Below are 16,772 nucleotides of genomic sequence, written 5' to 3'. Positions count from 1 at the left end.
CGACAGCTCAATGAATTCTGAATTTTTGTTTTTGTTGCCAAAAACGAATTGACTGTGCGTTATTATTTTCACTTTTAAAAAAGTGAAATCAAAACAGCTCAAGGCTGAATCTTTTAATAACATATGGTCACTCAGTTTTAATTGAGACTCTAATTTGTTTGCCTCGCTACCTAAGTAGTTTGGCTGTTAGAACTCAATCTGTACGAGTGCCCACACAGATGATTGCTTTATATTGTTAAAGAACGTTTTGAGTCGCTTTAGCGTCTCAAGGGATGCGAATAATACACCCTTTATTTTTCGAGTCAACACTTTGTTTTAAAATTTCTTTTTAGAAGATTTAAAACCGAAGTTTTATTTAACTCTCTGAGTAGTTCGTGCCTCGCTATGCTTCGTCCGCTGCGCGTCGCCATATCCCGTCTCAGTGGGGTCGCATTATAGGGAGATCCGAAAACAGATCAACCCTTTTTTGAAGAAAACTTGAAATAATGTGCTGTTCGCTGAGTATTTGAGCTAAACGCGTTAAAAACACAACATAACCATCAAATTATTAACAACTAAGGGGGTTTAAACCTATTTTATATTAGAAGTAGAGTTAAACGATCTTCATATAGAGGCTTACGCCCCAGATGATCAATACGATCGTTAATGAAAGTGTTACGGCTGCAGATCCCATATCTTTGGCCCTACCTGACAATACATGTAACTCTGTACTTACTCGATCTGTTAATGCTTCAATGGCGGAGTTTAGTAATTCAACTATTAATATAATAAGCAATGAGCTAATTAGTATTGCCCAGTGCAATAGTGATGAAGCAAGCCAAAATGAAATAGGAAATAATATAAGGCTTAATAGTAGCTCTTGCCTAAATGCTGCTTCTTCTTTAAATGCTGCTTTAAAGCCAAGGTAAGAGCAATAGGTTGCTTTGAAAACACGCTTGAGGCCTAAGCCATTTGGTTTTAATACATCTTTCATTAATAAACTCTATGAATGAAGGTCAAAATAAAGCCCCGCACTGCGAGGCTTTTTATTTATGCTACGCCGTATTGATCACGGTAAGCTTTAACTGAGGCTAAATGCTCATCCATTGTGCCTTGGCTTTCAAGGTAACTGATAAGATCAGCTAATTTTACAATTGAAATCACTTTGGTATTAAAGTCACGCTCAACTTCTTGAATAGCTGATAATTCAGCTTTACCCTTTTCTTGGCGATCTAACGCAATTAAAACACCACTAAGGTCAGCACCATTTTGTGCAATGATTTCCATCGACTCACGAATAGCAGTACCTGCAGTAATTACATCGTCAACTAGCATAATTTTACCATTGAGTTCTGAGCCTACTAATGTACCGCCTTCACCGTGTGCTTTTTTCTCTTTACGATTAAAGCAGTAAGGTACATCTTTATCATGATGATCCGCTAAGGCAACCGCTGTTGTTGTCGCTATTGGAATACCTTTGTACGCAGGACCAAATAATACATCGTACTCTATAGCAGAATCTTCGAGTGCCGATGCATAAAAGCGACCTAAACGCGCTAAGTCTCGACCAGTATTAAACAAACCAGCATTAAAAAAGTAAGGACTTGTGCGTCCAGACTTTAATGTAAACTCACCAAATTTTAACACCTGCTTCTCTAGAGCAAATTCTATAAACTCTTTTTGATAATCTTTCATATCTTGTGGCCTACCTATTTATGCTAATGCTTGCTTTTGTACGTCAATAATTTCGCGAATAGAATGTTTAGCTAAAGTAAGTAACTCATCTAGCTCATCAAACGAGAAAGGTTCGCCTTCAGCTGTACCTTGAATTTCAATAATTTTACCTGTCTCGGTTAAAATTACGTTCATATCAGTCTCTGCTGCTGAATCTTCAATGTATTCTAAATCGCTAATTGCTTGGCCTTTGTAAATACCAACTGAAATAGCTGCAATCATATGTTTAAGTGGGTTTGAATTAATCATACCTTTTGCACGCATATGTGTTAGTGCATCAACAAGTGCAACACATGCACCACTTATAGAAGCAGTACGTGTACCGCCGTCAGCTTGAATAACGTCACAGTCAATGGTAATTGTGTTTTCGCCAAGTGCTTTTAAGTCAACAGCAGCACGAAGTGCACGTGCAATTAAGCGCTGAATTTCCATAGTACGACCGCCCTGCTTACCACGTGCAGCTTCTCGAGCATTACGCGTATGCGTTGCTCGCGGTAACATACCGTATTCAGCATTGATCCAACCTTTACCCTGACCTTTCATGAAACGAGGAACGCCCGATTCAACAGTAGCTGTACAAAGTACTTTGGTGTTACCAAACTCAACAAGTACTGAGCCTTCAGCATGCAAAGTATAATTACGTGTAAATGTAACAGGTCTAATTTGGTTAGGTGTTCTTTCGCTTGGACGCATTGACGATCCTCTTAATTTAGAATTTGCGACATTATAAGTGTATGTGGGTATAGATACCATGTTGATTTAAATAAATAGCTGTATGCAAAATATTCAGTGTATTAAATTTTCCCTAGAGCTTAAGCAGTGTTACGGTATAATCATCATAATATTGTATTTATAAATTTAGGAAAATATCCATGATCCACAGTATGACAGCTTATGCGCGTCGCGAAATAAAAGGCGATTGGGGTACTGGCACTTGGGAAGTTCGCTCAGTAAACCAGCGTTACCTTGAAACATTTATACGCGCACCAGAGCAATTTCGTGGCATGGAGCCAGTTATCCGTGAGCGTTTACGCAAACACTTACAACGCGGTAAAGTTGAGGTCTTTTTAAAGTTTGTGGCAAATCCTGCCCACGTTGGCGAGCTATCAATTAACCAAGCACTTGCTGAACAACTAATAAATAGCGCTAAATGGGTTCAACAACAAAGTAATGGCGATATTAACCCTGTTGATATATTACGTTGGCCTGGCGTTATGGAAGCAGAAGAGCTTGATATGGATAGCGTTAATACAGCATTAATAGCTGGTCTTGATCAAGTAATCGAAGATTTTAAATCTGCACGTGGCGATGAAGGTGCAAACCTTGAAGAAATGATAGCAATACGCCTTGATGCAATTCTAGAGCAAGTAGAAATTGTAGAAACGCATATGCCTGAGATTGCTAAATGGCAGCGTGAAAAACTTGCTCAAAAGCTAGAAGACTTAACAGCAAACATTGACGAGTCACGCCTTGAACAAGAACTAATTTACCTTGCGCAAAAACAAGATGTGGCTGAAGAATTAGATCGCTTAAAGTCTCACGTTAAAGAAACTAAAAAAATCCTTAAAAAAGGAGGTGCATGTGGCCGCCGCTTAGATTTTATGATGCAAGAATTTAATCGTGAAGCTAACACGCTAGCGTCTAAGTCTATCAATAGTGACATCACTACTGCAGCCGTAGAGCTAAAAGTACTAATTGAACAAATGAGAGAACAAATTCAAAATATTGAATAGTTTTCAGCTAAGTATGACACATTCATAACTTATCAAAACCCGAGCTTAGCTCGGGTTTTTAGTAATACCACTAGTAATACCACTAATAATACCACTAATAATACTTTGAGTATTGTTACCAAGTATCTTCACCTAAAGTTAAAGCGGCATCTTAAATCGTACTTTATTTTAGACATTAAAAAGCCCGAGACGAAGCTCAGGCTTTTTGGTAATAATTAGCTAGGCTAATAATTACGCTTTGAACGTTACTAAAACGCACCTACACCTGAAGTAAGAGCACCACCTTCATATGGCACTTTATTTTAGACATTAAAAAACCCGAGCTTAGCTCGGGTTTTTAGTAATACCACTAATGATACTTTGAGTATTGTTACCAAGTATCTTCACCTAAGGTTAAAGCGGCATCTTAAATCGTACTTTATTTTAGACATTAAAAAGCCCGAGACTAAGCTCGGGCTTTTTGGTAATAATTAGCTAGGCTAATAATTACGCTACGATAGTTGCTACAACACCAGCACCTACAGTACGACCACCTTCACGGATAGCAAAACGAAGACCTTCATCCATCGCGATTGGTGCGATTAGAGTTACTGTCATCTTGATGTTATCACCAGGCATTACCATTTCTACGCCTTCTGGTAACTGTACGTCACCAGTTACGTCAGTTGTACGGAAGTAGAACTGTGGACGGTAACCTTTGAAGAATGGAGTATGACGACCACCTTCATCTTTAGAAAGTACGTATACTTCTGAAGTGAATGTAGTATGTGGGTTGATTGAACCAGGCTTAGCTAGTACTTGACCACGTTCAACGTCTTCACGCTTAGTACCACGTAGAAGTGCACCGATGTTTTCGCCAGCACGACCTTCGTCAAGAAGCTTACGGAACATTTCAACACCAGTACAAGTAGAACGAGTTGTATCATTGATACCAACAATTTCTACTTCGTCATTGATGCGGATGATACCAGCTTCAACACGACCAGTTACAACAGTACCACGACCCTGGATTGAGAAAACGTCTTCGATAGGCATGATGAATGGCTTATCGATGTCACGCTCTGGCTCTGGGATGTAAGAGTCAAGTGCGTTTGCAAGCTCAACAATCTTATCTTCCCACTCTTTCTCGCCTTCTAACGCTTTAAGCGCAGAACCAGCGATTAGAGGTAAGTCATCACCAGGGAAATCGTATTCAGAAAGAAGTTCACGAACTTCCATTTCTACTAGTTCAAGTAGCTCTTCGTCATCAACCATGTCACATTTGTTCATGAATACGATGATGTAAGGAACGCCAACCTGACGAGAAAGAAGGATGTGCTCACGCGTTTGTGGCATAGGGCCATCTGTCGCAGCAACTACTAAGATCGCGCCGTCCATTTGAGCAGCACCAGTGATCATGTTTTTAACATAATCGGCGTGACCAGGACAATCTACGTGTGCGTAGTGACGTGTAGGTGTATCGTATTCAACGTGAGACGTTGAAATAGTGATACCACGTTCGCGCTCTTCTGGAGCGTTATCGATTGATGCGAAATCTTTAGCAACACCGCCGTATACTTTTGCAAGTACGTTAGTGATTGCTGCAGTTAGTGTAGTTTTACCGTGGTCAACGTGGCCGATTGTACCAACGTTTACGTGCGGTTTTACGCGTTCAAACTTTTCTTTTGCCATCTTAAAAAATTCCTAATAAAGAAATTAAAGCCTGACTCACTATTGAGCCAGACAAGCTAAAATTATATAACAGCGCGAGCTGAAATTATTGTATCTGCGACATTTTTAGAGGCTTCAGCGTACTTCACAAACTCCATAGAGTATGAGGCACGGCCCTGTGTTGCAGATCGTAAAGCAGTTGCATAACCAAACATTTCAGAAAGAGGAACTTGCGCATTAATTTGCTTAAGTCCACCTAATGCATCTTCCATGCCTTCGATTATGCCGCGGCGACGGTTTAAGTCGCCAACTACATCACCCATATTTGAATCAGGAGTGAGTACTTCAACCTTCATTACTGGCTCTAAAAGTACAGGGTTAGCTTCAAGCGCCCCGTTTTTCATTGCCAGTGAACCTGCTATTTTAAATGCCATTTCATTCGAATCTACATCATGGAATGAACCATCATATAAAGTCGCTTTAACGCCAAGTAATGGGTAGCCTGCCAGTACACCTTGAGACATTTGCTCTTGGATACCTTTGTCTACCGCAGGAACGAATTCTTTAGGAACTGAACCACCTACGGTTTCGTTAACGAACTCGTAAATTGGTGACTCATCATCCGTAATATCCATCGGTTCAAGTTTAATCCAAACGTGTCCATATTGGCCACGACCACCTGACTGACGTATAAACTTCCCTTCAACCTTAACAGTTGAACGAATAGCTTCTCGGTATGAGACCTGCGGCTTACCAACGTTACATTCAACACTGAATTCACGTTTCATACGGTCGACGATGATATCTAGGTGAAGTTCACCCATGCCAGAGATTATAACCTGGCCTGATTCTTCGTCAGTTTGTACGCGAAAAGAAGGATCTTCAGCAGCTAGTTTACCTAGTGCGATACCCATCTTATCTTGGTCAGCTATAGTGCGGGGCTCAACCGCAATAGAGATTACTGGTTCTGGGAATTCCATACGCTCAAGCGTAATAATAGAATTCGGATCACACAGTGTTTCACCTGTTGTTACGTCTTTAAGACCAATAGCTGCCGCGATGTCGCCTGCGAAAACTTCTTTGATCTCTTCACGAGAGTTTGAATGCATCTGTACGATACGGCCAAGTCGCTCACGCTTACTTTTTACTGGATTATATACCGTGTCACCCTGTTTAACAGTACCAGAGTAAACACGGAAAAAGGTCAAGGTTCCAACGAACGGGTCTGTTGCAATCTTAAATGCGAGTGCAGCAAACGGCGCTTTATCATTAGCTGGACGTTCTTCCTCAGTACCATTCTCTAAGATACCTTGGATTTGTTTCACTTGCTCTGGTGACGGCATATATTCAACAACGCCATCAAGCACAGCTTGAACGCCTTTGTTTTTAAATGCGCTACCACAAGTAACTGGAACAATCTCATTTGCTAATGTTCGTTGGCGTAAAGCATTTTTAATTTCTGCTTCACTTAACTCTTCACCTTCTAAGTATTTATCCATTAGTTCTTCTGTTGCTTCAGCAGCGCTTTCAACTAAATGAGCGCGCCATTCTTCAGCTAATTCCAGAAGTTCTGCCGGTATTGCCTCATAAGAGAAAGTCATACCCTGGTCCGCTTCGTTCCAGTTAATCACTTTCATTTTTATAAGGTCAATAACACCTTTAAAGTCGTCCTCAGCGCCTACAGGCAACTGAATTGGAACAGGCGTTGCTCCAAGACGAGATTTCACCTGGCTGACCACTGCTAAGAAGTCTGCGCCCGTGCGATCCATTTTATTTACGAAGATCATTCTCGGAACTTCGTATTTGTTCGCTTGACGCCAAACTGTCTCAGTTTGCGGCTGTACACCAGATGAAGCACAAAGAACAACTACCGCACCATCTAATACGCGTAAAGAACGCTCTACTTCGATAGTGAAATCTACGTGTCCTGGAGTATCAATAATATTGATACGATGGGCGTCAAATTGAGCGTCCATCCCTTTCCAAAAACACGTTGTTGCAGCAGAAGTGATTGTGATACCACGCTCTTGTTCCTGCTCCATCCAATCCATAGTTGCAGCGCCATCATGTACTTCACCGATCTTATGAGAAAGACCTGTGTAGAACAGAACACGTTCTGTTGTGGTGGTTTTGCCTGCATCTACGTGAGCAACAATACCTATATTACGATAGCGCTCAAGTGGAGTTGTACGTGCCATATGATCCTCTTAAAGGTTAAAGACAGATTACCAACGGTAATGAGCGAATGCTTTATTCGCTTCAGCCATACGGTGAACGTCTTCACGTTTCTTAACCGCAGTGCCTTTATTATCAGAAGCGTCAACGATTTCTTGAGCTAAACGTAAGCCCATAGATTTTTCGCCACGCTTACGTGCAGCGTCTACTAACCAACGCATACCTAATGCGTTACGACGAACTGGACGTACTTCAACTGGTACTTGATAAGTTGAACCACCAACACGGCGAGATTTAACCTCTACCTGTGGACGGATGTTATCAAGTGCAGTTTCAAAGATTTCTAGGTGCGACTTGCCTGATTTCTCAGCAGCCACGTCTAGCGCACCATAAACAATTTTTTCAGCAGTAGATTTCTTGCCGTCTAACATCACGATGTTAACGAATTTAGCAAGAAGTTCCGATCCGAACTTAGGATCTGGAAGAATTTTACGTTGACCGATTACGCGTCTTCTAGGCATTTTGTATCTCCGGTTTATTCAGGTTTGCTCTTTCGAGTCAATCACCCAAAACAATAATTATAAATATTTAGTGCTTGGCCTTACTAACGGAATACAATTACCCTTTAGGGCGTTTTGCACCGTATTTAGAACGAGCTTGACGACGATCGCTAACGCCTGCACAGTCAAGTGCACCACGAACAGTGTGAAAACGCACACCTGGTAAATCTTTAACACGACCACCACGGATTAGGATTACACTATGCTCTTGAAGGTTATGACCTTCACCGCCAATGTATGAAGTTACTTCGAAACCGTTAGTTAAACGTACACGTGCTACTTTACGTAACGCCGAGTTTGGTTTCTTAGGTGTAGTTGTATATACGCGAGTACATACACCGCGCTTTTGCGGACACGCTTTTAGTGCAGCTGAGTTACTTTTCGTAACCTTGCTACGGCGTGGCTTACGCACTAGCTGGTTAATAGTTGCCATTTAAATAGCTCCTGAAATTAAAATTACTACTGAAAAAAATAAAAAATCCGCCCTTTATTTACGAGCCTGCATTAAGCACACAAGTAAATGGGTGGCGGAATTTTAATGAGCAAAGTTTAACCTGTCAACCTAAACTAATCGTAAGACAGCATATAACTGCCTTACGATCACTTAATCTATTGATTAAGAACAGTTTATTGATTTCCAGACAAATCAGCATTTAGAGCGTCTGTAAGTGCTTGAGTCGCCTCTTCTGCACTTACTGTTTGCTCTTCTACTACTACTTTGCTTTGTTTACGGCGAGCCATACGGTCTTGATGATACGCAAAACCGGTACCGGCTGGGATCAAACGACCCACAATTACGTTTTCTTTAAGACCGCGAAGCTCATCGCTCTTACCATTCACTGCCGCATCTGTAAGAACACGTGTTGTCTCTTGGAAAGACGCTGCAGAGATGAAAGATTCTGTTGCTAGTGATGCTTTTGTGATACCCATTAACTGGATTTCAAACTTAGCTGGTATCTTACCTTGTTTTTCAAGGTCACGGTTTGCGATATTAACGCGCGCCACTTCGATTTGTTCACCGGCTAAGAAGTCAGTATCACCGCCGTGTATGATGGTACATTTACGAATCATCTGACGGATAATTGTTTCAATGTGCTTGTCATTGATCTTAACGCCTTGCAAACGGTAAACCTCTTGCACTTCGTTAACGATGTAGTTAGCAACATGAGTCACACCGCGTAGGCGTAAGATGTCATGCGGCGATTCAGGACCATCGGCGATAACTTCACCTTTAGACACTTGCTCACCTTCAAACACGTTAAGTTGACGCCACTTAGGAATCATTTCTTCGTAATGATCACCTTCAGCTGGAGTAATAACTAAACGTTTCTTACCTTTAGTCTCTTTACCGAAGCTAATAGTACCTGTGATCTCAGCTAAGATAGCTGGCTCTTTAGGTTTACGCGCTTCAAATAAGTCGGCTACGCGTGGTAGACCACCCGTGATATCACGAGTTTTCGAACCTTCTTGTGGTATACGTGCTAACACGTCACCAGGGTTTGCTGTAACGCCGTCAATAACTTCAATCGTAGTGAATGAAGGAAGACGTGTTTCTTGCAGACCGCGCTCTTCACTTTCAATGATAAGCTTAGGTTCTTTAGTATTTACTTTAGCAAGATCTTTAACAACTACACGGGTTAAACCTGTTAGTTCATCAGTCTGTGCTTCAGTATTTGAGTCATCTATGTCGCTAAACGATACTTTTGACTTATGCTCAAGAACGATTGGGTGACTATGCGGGTCCCAAGTAGCAACGATGTCGTTACCTTGAACTTCAGCATTGTCTTGCACTGTTAATACCGCACCGTAAGGTACTTTATAACGTTCTTTTTCACGACCATAGCTATCAATGATAGTGATCTCAGTAGAACGTGAGGTAATAACAATCTTACCATCTGTATTTAATACATATTTAGCGTTATGAAGTTTTAATGTACCGTTAGTTTTAACTTGTACATTATTTTCAGCTGACGCTCTTGATGCCGCACCACCGATGTGGAATGTACGCATCGTAAGCTGTGTACCCGGCTCACCGATTGACTGCGCCGCGATAACACCTACTGATTCACCCGCGTTGATGATATGACCACGTGCAAGGTCACGACCATAACACTTAGCACATACACCAAAGTCGTTATCACATGTGATAACAGAACGTACGCGAACTTCATCCACTGAGTGCTCTTCTAAAAGGTCACACAGTTTTTCGTCAAGCATGATATTACGCTCAACAAGTACAGTATTAGTACCTGGAATTACAATATCTTCAGCAACAACACGACCAAGAACACGTTCACGAAGTGCTTCTACAACATCACCACCTTCAATAAGCGGTTTCATTGTTAAGCCATCTTCTGTGCCACAATCATCTTCGTTGATTACCAAATCTTGTGCTACGTCTACTAGACGACGCGTTAGGTAACCCGAGTTAGCTGTTTTAAGTGCAGTATCGGCAAGACCTTTACGCGCACCATGCGTTGAGATGAAGTACTGAAGTACGTTTAGACCTTCACGGAAGTTAGCTGTGATTGGCGTCTCGATGATTGAACCATCTGGACGTGCCATTAGACCACGCATACCCGCCAACTGACGAATCTGTGCAGCACTACCACGAGCACCTGAGTCGGCCATCATAAACACTGAGTTAAATGACGGTTGCTCTACTTCTTCACCTTTTGCATTGATAACTGTATCTTTTGACAAGTTAGCCATCATCTCACGTGACAAGTTTTCGTTTACACGTGACCAGATATCGATAACTTTATTGTACTTTTCACCAGCCGTTACAAGACCTGATTGGAATTGTTGGTTGATTTCAGTAACTTCAGCTTCAGCTGATTCAATGATCTGTGCTTTAACCGGTGGGATAACTAAGTCATCAATACCGATAGAAACACCTGATTTCATTGCATAATGGAAACCGGTGTACATAACTTGGTCAGCAAAAACAACAGTGTCTTTAAGACCTAGACGACGGTAACATTCATTCAATAAGCTAGAAATCTGCTTTTTACCTAATGCTTGGTTGATTGACTCAAACGGCATACCTTTAGGTAAAATTAAAGATAGAATTGCACGACCAACAGTTGTATCGATTACAGTAACAGTGTCTTCTACTATGCCGTCTTCGTTTTTAACTGATTGGCTAATACGTACTTTCACGATTGCGTGAAGGTCAGCATTGCCACTGCGGTATGCTTTTTCTGCTTCTTTTGGATCTTTAAATATCGCGCCTTCGCCTTTAGCGTTAATGCGGTCACGAGTCATGTAATAAAGACCCAATACAACATCCTGTGAAGGAACGATGATTGGCTCACCATTCGCAGGAGATAGAATGTTGTTTGTTGACATCATCAATGCACGAGCTTCAAGCTGCGCTTCGATTGTTAACGGTACGTGTACCGCCATTTGGTCACCATCGAAATCGGCGTTGTACGCCGCACATACTAATGGATGCAAATGGATCGCTTTACCTTCGATAAGCACAGGCTCAAACGCTTGGATACCCAAACGGTGAAGTGTTGGTGCACGGTTAAGTAATACTGGATGTTCACGAATTACTTCGTCAAGTACATCCCATACTTCCGGAACTTCACGTTCAACCATCTTCTTAGCTGCTTTGATTGTCGTAGCCATGCCGCGACGCTCTAATTTACCATAGATAAATGGTTTGAATAGCTCAAGTGCCATCTTCTTAGGAAGACCACATTGGTGAAGCTTAAGTGTAGGACCTACTGTGATAACAGAACGGCCTGAATAATCTACACGCTTACCAAGTAGATTCTGACGGAAACGACCTTGCTTACCCTTGATCATATCAGCAAGAGATTTAAGAGGACGTTTGTTAGAACCTGTAATTGCACGACCACGACGACCGTTATCAAGTAGCGCATCTACCGCTTCTTGTAACATACGTTTTTCGTTGCGTACAATAATGTCTGGTGCTGCTAAATCTAGTAGACGCTTAAGACGGTTATTACGGTTAATAACACGACGGTAAAGGTCATTTAGATCAGATGTCGCAAAACGACCACCGTCTAATGGTACTAATGGGCGTAGATCTGGTGGCAATACTGGAAGTACTGTCATGATCATCCACTCAGGGTTATTGCCTGATTGGTGGAACGATTCCATTAACTTAAGACGTTTAGTGATTTTTTTACGCTTAGTTTCAGAGTTAATTGTTGGTAACTCTTCACGCATCTCAGCAATTAATTGAGCAAGATCGAGTTCACGAAGCAAGTCTAAAACTGCTTCAGCACCCATCTTCGCTTCAAATTCATCACCGTGCTCTTCTAGTGAATCTAAGTATTCTTCTTCACCTAATAGTTGACCACGCTCAAGCGTTGTCATACCAGGCTCAGTTACTACGAATGATTCGAAGTAAAGAACACGTTCAATATCACGAAGCGTCATATCTAGCATTAAGCCAATACGTGACGGTAATGATTTTAAAAACCATATATGTGCAACTGGGCTCGCAAGGTCGATATGACCCATACGATCGCGTCGCACTTTAGTGAGTGTTACTTCAACGCCACACTTTTCACAGATCACACCACGGTGTTTAAGGCGTTTATATTTACCACATAAACACTCATAATCTTTCACTGGGCCGAAAATACGGGCACAGAATAAGCCGTCGCGCTCAGGCTTGAAAGTACGGTAGTTAATAGTCTCAGGTTTCTTTACTTCACCGTATGACCATGAACGAACCATGTCTGGTGAAGCAAGACCAATGCGAATTGCATCGAATTCTTCGGTCTTATTTTGTTGCTTCAGAAACTTAAGTAAGTCTTTCACCTTAGCTCTCCTGTCGGAGTTAATCTTGAGGACGGATAGTCTCGTCCCTACATTCTATTCAGCCGTAACAGATGCTGCAGCGTTAACTGCAGCATCTAATTGGCTTAATTTTCTTCCAACTCGATGTTGATACCCAGTGAGCGGATTTCTTTCAACAATACGTTGAACGATTCTGGCATACCTGGTTCCATTTTATGGTTACCATCAACGATGTTTTTATACATCTTAGTACGACCGTTCACGTCATCCGATTTCACTGTTAGCATTTCTTGTAGAGTGTAAGCAGCACCGTAAGCTTCAAGTGCCCATACTTCCATCTCACCAAAACGCTGGCCACCGAACTGTGCTTTACCACCCAGCGGCTGCTGAGTAACAAGGCTGTAAGAACCAGTAGAACGTGCGTGCATCTTATCGTCAACCAAGTGGTTAAGTTTAAGCATATACATGTAACCAACAGTTACTTGACGTTCAAACTGATCGCCAGTACGGCCATCATAAAGTGTAACCTGACCACTTCGAGGATATCCACCAAGCTCAAGCATGTCTTTGATTTCGCTTTCTTTCGCGCCATCAAATGCAGGAGTAGCTATTGGTAAACCACCTTTTAAGTTTTCAGCTAGACGACGAATTTCGTCATCAGTGAAGCTAGCAATGTCTACAACTTGGCGAGATTCACCAATTTCGTAAGCTTGCTTGATGAATTCACGTAGCTCATGAAGCTCACGTTGTTCTTTCATCATCTCTTCAATACGTTCACCGATACCACGTGCAGCAAGACCCATATGTGTTTCAAGGATCTGACCGATGTTCATACGCGATGGTACACCTAGTGGATTCAATACGATATCTACCGTACGACCTTTGTCATCGTAAGGCATATCTTCTACTGGTACGATAGTCGAGATAACACCTTTGTTACCGTGACGACCCGCCATTTTATCACCCGGTTGGATACGACGTTTAACAGCTAGGTATACTTTAACAATCTTAAGTACGCCTGGTGCTAAATCATCACCTTGGGTAATTTTACGACGTTTGTTTTCAAACTTTTTATCGTATTCAGCTTTAAGCTCATCGTACTGTGCAGCTAGTTGCTCAAGCTCAGCTTGCTTGTCTTCTTCAGCAAGGCTTTGCGTAAGTACTTTTTCAGCATTAAGAGATGCAAGTTTTTCTTCATCAAAACCAGCAGCTATAAGTAGCTTACGTGCACGGTCTAAAACGCCTGCTTCTAAAATACGGAACTCTTCGTTGAAGTCTTTCTTCGCTTCGCGAAGCTGCATATCTTCAACTTCTAACGCACGTTTATCTTTTTCAACACCATCACGGGTGAAAACTTGCACGTCAATTACAGTACCAGTTACAGAGTTTGGTACGCGTAAAGAGCTGTCTTTAACGTCAGACGCTTTTTCGCCGAAGATAGCACGTAGTAGCTTCTCTTCAGGTGTAAGCTGTGTCTCGCCTTTAGGAGTCACTTTACCTACTAGGATATCGCCGCCTTTAACTTCAGCACCAATATATACAACGCCTGATTCATCAAGCTTGCCTAGCGCAGACTCACCCACATTCGGGATATCTGCAGTGATCTCTTCAGGACCTAATTTAGTATCACGGGCAACACACTGTAGTTCTTGAATATGGATAGTCGTTAGACGATCTTCTTCAACTACGCGCTCTGATAACAAGATTGAATCTTCGAAGTTGTAACCGTTCCATGGCATGAATGCCACGCGAAGGTTTTGACCAAGGGCTAAGTCACCTAAGTCAGTCGAAGGACCATCTGCTAACACATCACCACGAGTAACCGGTTCGCCAACCATACAAGTTGGTTTTTGGTTAATACATGTATTTTGGTTAGAACGTGTGTATTTGGTTAAGTTGTAGATGTCGATGCCCGCTTCACCTGGGATGCGTTCTTCTTCATGTACATTTACAACGATGCGACTTGCGTCAGCATACATTACTTCACCACCACGTTTAGCAACGATAGTTACACCAGAGTCTTTCGCTAGTGTTAACTCAATACCAGTACCTACTAACGGTTTATCCGCTTTCAATGTTGGTACTGCTTGGCGTTGCATGTTTGAACCCATCAATGCACGGTTAGCATCATCGTGTTCTAGGAACGGGATAAGTGCTGCCGCTACAGAGATCACCTGTTGTGGTGATACATCCATATACTGCTGGTCCATGCGACCCATAAAGGTAGATTCACCTTTGTGACGACATGGAATAAGTTCATCAACAAACTCATTGGTTTCAGTTAAGTTTGAGTTCGCCTGTGCGATAACAAACTGACCTTCTTCAATGGCTGATAAGTAATCAACTTCATCAGTTACAACACCATCTACCACTTTGCGGTAAGGTGTTTCTAAGAAACCGTAGTCATTTGTACGTGCGTACGTAGACAACGAGTTAATTAGACCGATGTTTGGACCCTCAGGAGTCTCGATTGGACATACGCGACCATAGTGAGTTACGTGAACGTCACGTACTTCAAAGCCTGCGCGTTCACGAGTTAGACCGCCCGGACCTAATGCAGAGATACGACGTTTATGCGTAACTTCTGATAGTGGGTTATTTTGGTCCATAAACTGTGATAACTGAGACGAGCCGAAGAACTCTTTAACCGCTGCCGAAATAGGCTTAGCGTTAATAAGATCTTGTGGCATTATCGCGTCAAGGTCACCTAAGCTTAAACGCTCACGTACAGCACGTTCAACACGTACTAGACCAACACGGAATTGGTTCTCAGCCATTTCGCCAACACTACGTATACGACGGTTGCCTAAGTGATCGATATCATCAACATCGCCTTGACCGTTACGAATAGCAATTAATACTTTCATAACAGACACGATGTCTTCTTTGCTTAATGTGCCTGGGCCTGTGTCTGTATCGTAACCAACACGGCTATTGAACTTCATACGACCTACAGTAGATAAGTCATAACGCTCTTCAGAGAAGAACAAGTTCTGGAATAAGGCTTCAGCCGCGTCTTTCGTCGGTGGCTCGCCTGGGCGCATCATGCGGTAAATTTCTACTAGTGCTTCTAAACGGCTGCTTGAAGAGTCAATGTTCAATGTATTTGACATGTAAGCACCGCTGTCCACTTCATTGATATATAACGTATCAATTTTAGTGTGACCGGCTTTAACCAATTCAGCCATTAGCTCTAGAGTTAGCTCGTCATTTGCATTTGCAATAACTTCACCAGTTGACTCATCAACATAGTTTTTAGCTACAATACGGCCAATGATGTACTCATGTGGTACTTCTAATTGCTTAATGCCTTTCTTCTCGATGCTCTTGATGTGGCGAGCCGTAACACGACGACCGCTTTCAACAAATACTTCACCGTCTTCGCTCTTGATATCAAAAGCGGCAGTTTCACCACGTAAACGCGAAGGTACAAGTTCCATAAGAACTTTACCATTCGTTACTTCAAACGTAGTGTTATCGAAGAACATATCTAGGATTTCTTCGCTAGAATACTCTAGTGCACGTAGGATGATAGACGCCGGTAATTTACGACGGCGGTCAATACGTACATATAAGTTATCTTTTGCATCAAATTCGAAGTCTAACCATGAACCACGGTAAGGTATAACGCGTGCGTTATATAATACTTTACCCGATGAATGGGTTTTACCGCGGTCGTTATCAAAGAATACACCAGGGCTACGGTGTAGCTGAGAAACGATAACACGCTCTGTACCATTGATTACAAAAGTACCGGTATCTGTCATGAGCGGAATTTCGCCCATGTAAACTTCTTGCTCTTTAATGTCTTTAACTGTGCCTGGTGCTTCTTTGTCCATAACAACAAGACGCAGTTTCACGCGAAGTGGAGCAGAATAAGTCACACCGCGAATTTGACATTCTTTTACATCGAAAACTGGCTCACCAATACGGTAACTTACGTATTGAAGCTCAGAATTTCCCGAGTAGCTTTTAATAGGGAACACAGAACGGAAGGCAGCTTCCAAACCATGATCGCCATCAGCGTCCGGCACTAAGAATTTTTTAAACGATTCTAACTGTGTAGACAGTAAAAAAGGTATATCCAAAACTTGTGGACGTTTACCAAAATCCTTACGGATACGTTTCTTTTCAGAATAAGAGTAAGCCATGGGGTTCC

10 protein-coding genes are annotated in these 16,772 nt (G+C 42.0%); 1 reads left to right on the top strand and 9 read right to left on the bottom strand.

Annotated features, from left to right (window positions below; genetic code table 11):
* Positions 1-592 precede the first annotated feature (592 nt).
* The 3 genes from RB214_RS01420 to rph are packed head-to-tail and all read right to left on the bottom strand — an operon-like array spanning position 593 to position 2,406.
* A complete protein-coding gene (locus RB214_RS01420) occupies positions 593-973 on the bottom strand; it encodes a diacylglycerol kinase (RefSeq protein ID WP_002958892.1) in 381 nt (126 codons plus the stop codon).
* A gap of 56 nt (positions 974-1,029) precedes the next feature.
* Positions 1,030-1,674 carry an orotate phosphoribosyltransferase gene (pyrE, locus tag RB214_RS01415; protein WP_002958891.1) on the bottom strand — a complete coding sequence of 215 codons (645 nt, stop codon included), beginning with the start codon at positions 1,672-1,674 and terminating at the stop codon, positions 1,030-1,032.
* A gap of 18 nt (positions 1,675-1,692) precedes the next feature.
* The gene (gene rph, locus RB214_RS01410) at positions 1,693-2,406 is read right to left on the bottom strand and encodes a ribonuclease PH (RefSeq protein WP_002958890.1); all 714 of its coding nucleotides are present in this window, start codon (positions 2,404-2,406) and stop codon (positions 1,693-1,695) included.
* A 179-nt stretch (positions 2,407-2,585) separates the two neighbouring features.
* Between rph and RB214_RS01405 the strand changes: the two genes are divergently transcribed.
* Complete coding sequence (locus RB214_RS01405; protein ID WP_002958889.1) at positions 2,586-3,446, top strand: YicC/YloC family endoribonuclease; 861 nt, start codon at positions 2,586-2,588, stop codon at positions 3,444-3,446.
* Between the two features lie 486 nt (positions 3,447-3,932).
* Here RB214_RS01405 and tuf read toward each other — a convergent pair whose 3' ends face one another.
* The 6 genes from tuf to rpoB all read right to left on the bottom strand — a co-directional run bounded on the left by tuf (position 3,933) and on the right by rpoB (position 16,764).
* Positions 3,933-5,117, bottom strand: coding sequence for an elongation factor Tu (gene tuf, locus RB214_RS01400; RefSeq protein ID WP_024596766.1), 1,185 nt, complete (start codon positions 5,115-5,117; stop codon positions 3,933-3,935).
* Between the two features lie 62 nt (positions 5,118-5,179).
* Complete coding sequence (fusA, locus tag RB214_RS01395; RefSeq protein WP_002958887.1) at positions 5,180-7,294, bottom strand: elongation factor G; 2,115 nt, start codon at positions 7,292-7,294, stop codon at positions 5,180-5,182.
* 27 nt (positions 7,295-7,321) lie between these two features.
* Positions 7,322-7,792 carry a 30S ribosomal protein S7 gene (rpsG, locus tag RB214_RS01390; protein WP_010555004.1) on the bottom strand — a complete coding sequence of 157 codons (471 nt, stop codon included), beginning with the start codon at positions 7,790-7,792 and terminating at the stop codon, positions 7,322-7,324.
* Between the two features lie 97 nt (positions 7,793-7,889).
* On the bottom strand, positions 7,890-8,264 hold the full coding sequence (gene rpsL / locus RB214_RS01385) for a 30S ribosomal protein S12 (RefSeq protein WP_002958885.1): 375 nt from the start codon (positions 8,262-8,264) through the stop codon (positions 7,890-7,892).
* A gap of 194 nt (positions 8,265-8,458) precedes the next feature.
* On the bottom strand, positions 8,459-12,634 hold the full coding sequence (gene rpoC / locus RB214_RS01380) for a DNA-directed RNA polymerase subunit beta' (RefSeq protein WP_309168053.1): 4,176 nt from the start codon (positions 12,632-12,634) through the stop codon (positions 8,459-8,461).
* 104 nt (positions 12,635-12,738) lie between these two features.
* On the bottom strand, positions 12,739-16,764 hold the full coding sequence (gene rpoB / locus RB214_RS01375; RefSeq protein WP_024597281.1) for a DNA-directed RNA polymerase subunit beta: 4,026 nt from the start codon (positions 16,762-16,764) through the stop codon (positions 12,739-12,741).
* Between the last annotated feature and the right edge of the window lie 8 nt (positions 16,765-16,772).

Source organism: Pseudoalteromonas sp. HL-AS1 (genome assembly GCF_031198785.1).
GTDB classification, from domain to species: domain Bacteria; phylum Pseudomonadota; class Gammaproteobacteria; order Enterobacterales; family Alteromonadaceae; genus Pseudoalteromonas; species Pseudoalteromonas distincta.
Note: the sequence above shows the minus strand (reverse complement) of the source record. Positions and strands in the feature narration are given on the sequence as shown.

What these genes read in the sequence shown, in the direction of transcription:
- rpoB (WP_024597281.1), bottom strand. Translation starts at nt 16,764, where the DNA reads ATGGCTTACTCTTATTCTGAAAAGAAACGTATCCGTAAGGATTTTGGT.
- pyrE (WP_002958891.1), bottom strand. Translation starts at nt 1,674, where the DNA reads ATGAAAGATTATCAAAAAGAGTTTATAGAATTTGCTCTAGAGAAGCAG.
- rph (WP_002958890.1), bottom strand. Translation starts at nt 2,406, where the DNA reads ATGCGTCCAAGCGAAAGAACACCTAACCAAATTAGACCTGTTACATTT.
- rpsL (WP_002958885.1), bottom strand. Translation starts at nt 8,264, where the DNA reads ATGGCAACTATTAACCAGCTAGTGCGTAAGCCACGCCGTAGCAAGGTT.
- tuf (WP_024596766.1), bottom strand. Translation starts at nt 5,117, where the DNA reads ATGGCAAAAGAAAAGTTTGAACGCGTAAAACCGCACGTAAACGTTGGT.
- RB214_RS01405 (WP_002958889.1), top strand. Translation starts at nt 2,586, where the DNA reads ATGATCCACAGTATGACAGCTTATGCGCGTCGCGAAATAAAAGGCGAT.
- rpsG (WP_010555004.1), bottom strand. Translation starts at nt 7,792, where the DNA reads ATGCCTAGAAGACGCGTAATCGGTCAACGTAAAATTCTTCCAGATCCT.
- RB214_RS01420 (WP_002958892.1), bottom strand. Translation starts at nt 973, where the DNA reads ATGAAAGATGTATTAAAACCAAATGGCTTAGGCCTCAAGCGTGTTTTC.
- fusA (WP_002958887.1), bottom strand. Translation starts at nt 7,294, where the DNA reads ATGGCACGTACAACTCCACTTGAGCGCTATCGTAATATAGGTATTGTT.